Genomic DNA, 3,105 nt, shown 5'->3' with positions numbered 1-3,105 from the left:
GCCAAAGCAAGGCAATGTGGCCGATCCGATTAAAAGCAAAAATACAATAGCAAGAGATTTTGGGTCAGGTGTTTTCATGATCTTTTAATTTAGATCATATATTTTGTCTCAACAAATAAACTTCCTGTAATCTTTCTGATTTAAACCGATCTACAACTTTTCCTCCAACACCATCACCTGTCCATCTGCTTTCAGCCTTTCTTGCAATTTTTCATAAAGCAAATCCTGAACAGCAAGGTTTCCATCTATCGCCAAAGCTGCGGCCGTGGCAGCAGACTGACCCAAAATCATAAAAACCGGTTCCATCCTGATGGACCCAAAGGCGGTATGGGAACTTGAAACACAAACTGCTACTAACAGGTTTTCGCATTGCTGTTTTTTGGGAACGATGGTGCCATAAGAGATACTGTAGGGTGTTTTGGGTTTGACACCGATATCACCTTCATTTTGTACAAAGCCTTCTGCAGTAACAATACGCTGAATATTATGGGAATCCAGGGCATAGGAACCCATGCCGATAGGTTGGGGCACCGCTTTGGCTCCCAATACATCGTGCTCAGTCATCACATAGTCCCCTATCAATCTCCTTGCCTCCCTGACGTAAATCTGATGTGGCCAATTGCCGTTGTCCGTAAACTCATCTTTTGCCAATCCCCATTTGCTCATTTCGGTTCTTACTTTTTCCGGAACTTTGGGATCATTGGCCAGATAGTACATTAGACCCTTTTGATAGTCCTCGTGTTCCTTGATGATAGCTTTGCGTTGCTCATAGCTGGCTTCAGGATAGGCGTAGTTTTTACCGATATAATCCGTACTGAAAGGGCCATGGTTGTTGGTGTCAGTTTTCAGATTGGGAACGGGGTCATATTTATCAAAGGTCTCATCCCATCCTGATTCATATACCCTTGCCAGCAATTCATACCTGGCCGGGTCATAGCCATCCGGCTTTGGAAAAGCCAATCTATTGTCAGGGTGCTGACTGAGACACATCCTAAAATTATAGGCCTGAACCTTGTTATCACCTGTACCGTTTTCTGTCAATTGAGCATCAGAAATCTCGGGCAGAAGACCACTTGAAGGATCTCCGAGTACTACATATGGACTTATCGGTTCATAGAAATAGTGCCTGTGTTGGAACACGCCAAACTGCACACCATTCCAAGTCTCATCATAGGTATCGTTGGATTCTCTTCCAATATGGTAACTGACTCCTGCTGCAGCCATCAAATCACCTTCATAAGTCGCATCGATAAACATCTTTCCTTCGTAGGTTTTTCCTGACAGTGTAGTGATGGCTTTGATTCTGCCGTTTTCCATCCGGACGCCATTTTCCCTATCGAGCCATTCATCCCGAAAAACTTGAATGTCATATTCGACCACAAAATCCTCAAAGACTTTTTCTGCGGCATGTGGTTCAAATATCCACATGGTCCGTGCATTTCCATCAATGGCCGGTGTCCCCTGCCCCACCTTGCCATATTCCTCCTTTTTCTGCCAATTCCAGGAATCCTCTTTCTGGTAATGCAGGTAAATTCTATGGTAAAATTCCCTGGCCAATCCACCGATAACAGATTTGTCCCCAGTATCTGTAAATCCAAGTCCTCCCGCAGACAATCCCCCTAAGTGGGTGTCGGGAGAAACCACAATGACCGATTTGCCCATTTTTTTGGCTTGGACAGCTGCGGTGATGGCAGCGGAGGTGCCACCGTATATAATGAGGTCGGATTCAAATGTATTTGTGTTTTTTGTTTCGCAGCTGAAGATTAGTAGCAGGATTGCAAAAGCGAGGAGACAGGAGGTTTTGGGCATGGGAGGGGTGGCTGAAATTTATTAGGTAGGGTTAATCAACCAATTTAAAAATAAATTACCAATTGGGAAGCAAAGAAGAATTTTCTGTCAAATATGATAAGATTAATTCTAGTCAATACAAATACGCTGAAGGACGTCGCTGGAGCTGTCCATTCTCTTCCTCTCCTAAACTCCGCACATTAAGGGACTGATGTCGAAATTGGGTTATTTTTAAGGCAGCCTTTAAAAACCTGACCGGAGAAGCGGGAGGCTGAATATGTTTAGTCGAGTGTTTGGATCAATAAATCTTATACTGAAATTTCTCCTCATTAGTATTAGCAAGAATTCAAAAATCTCTAGGGGTTCAATTAAAATATAATACAAGTAAGTTTCGTGAACCTAAAAATTAAAGGATTTTGATTAGTTTTAAGAATATTGTACTCTAAAAAAAATGAACTAAAAATGAGAAAAATTCTGCTGTTTATAATTCTATGTTTCTGCTTTTCAAATTTATATTCCCAATCAAAAACACAAGAGTCATCCATCTCTAAGCTGTTTCCAAAGGAAATACAAGAAGAAATGGAAAAGAGGGATAAGCTAATTATCTCAAAATATGGTAAAGAGTATGGACAGAAAATAATTTATGGCCAAATCGCAATTGGGATGACAGAACCGATGATGTTCGATGCATGGGGAAAACCTGATTCGGTTGACACATCAGAGTTTTCATTAGGAATTTTTAGAACTTTCAAATACAATGAAAATCAAGCTATTGTAATTACTAAAAACGGTCAAATTGTGTTTTATGATAAGTTTGTACCAAAGTGATTTAAATTGAATAAAAATCTCCTTCACTCAAGTTCTATGATTTTTTTTCCGTTAATAATTCCCGTTCAATTTTTTAAAATCACCAATTTCCTTTAATGAATAGTGGATTTTCCCTAAAAATACCCTGTTTACGGGATAGGAATAAACAGGGTAAATGGACTAAATTAGCAAAATACAAATCTGTGATAATTAATTTAGAATAATGCCCATACTAAAGGAAGAGCCCGCCAACAAAGCGAAAGGAAAAGTAAAAGTTACAAAACAAACTCAGGATAAGCCCATTGAAGTCACCCTATGGGACGCAGCCAATAAACTGAGAGGCAGCGTAGAACCTGCCGAATACAAACACGTGGTATTGAGTTTGATTTTTTTGAAATTTGCCAGCGACAAGTTTGAAGACCACCGCACCAAACTGATTGCTGAGGGCAAAGAGAAATACATAGAGATGCCTGATTTCTATAATATGAGCAATGTGTTTTTTTTGGAAGA

General features: G+C 40.2%; 3 protein-coding genes. 2 read left to right on the top strand and 1 reads right to left on the bottom strand.

What is annotated here, in order from left to right:
• Window positions 1-150: 150 nt before the first annotated feature.
• The gene (locus ACEW8U_RS14635) at window positions 151-1,809 is read right to left on the bottom strand and encodes an FAD-dependent oxidoreductase (protein WP_373522794.1); all 1,659 of its coding nucleotides are present in this window, start codon (window positions 1,807-1,809) and stop codon (window positions 151-153) included.
• A 441-nt stretch (window positions 1,810-2,250) separates the two neighbouring features.
• On the opposite strand from ACEW8U_RS14635, the gene ACEW8U_RS14630 reads away from it, so the two are divergent.
• Together ACEW8U_RS14630 and ACEW8U_RS14625 are read left to right on the top strand one after the other, a co-directional pair.
• The gene (locus tag ACEW8U_RS14630) at window positions 2,251-2,616 is read left to right on the top strand and encodes a hypothetical protein (protein WP_373522793.1); all 366 of its coding nucleotides are present in this window, start codon (window positions 2,251-2,253) and stop codon (window positions 2,614-2,616) included.
• Between the two features lie 202 nt (window positions 2,617-2,818).
• The coding region (locus ACEW8U_RS14625) for a type I restriction-modification system subunit M N-terminal domain-containing protein (protein WP_373522792.1) at window positions 2,819-3,105 on the top strand (287 nt) is incomplete at its 3' end.

This window comes from Aquiflexum sp. (assembly GCF_041751335.1).
Taxonomy (GTDB): domain Bacteria; phylum Bacteroidota; class Bacteroidia; order Cytophagales; family Cyclobacteriaceae; genus Aquiflexum.
The sequence above is the reverse complement of the archived record's forward strand: the minus strand, read 5'-3'. Positions and strand labels throughout refer to the sequence as shown.

What these genes read in the sequence shown, in the direction of transcription:
- ACEW8U_RS14635 (WP_373522794.1), bottom strand. Translation starts at nt 1,809, where the DNA reads ATGCCCAAAACCTCCTGTCTCCTCGCTTTTGCAATCCTGCTACTAATC.
- ACEW8U_RS14630 (WP_373522793.1), top strand. Translation starts at nt 2,251, where the DNA reads ATGAGAAAAATTCTGCTGTTTATAATTCTATGTTTCTGCTTTTCAAAT.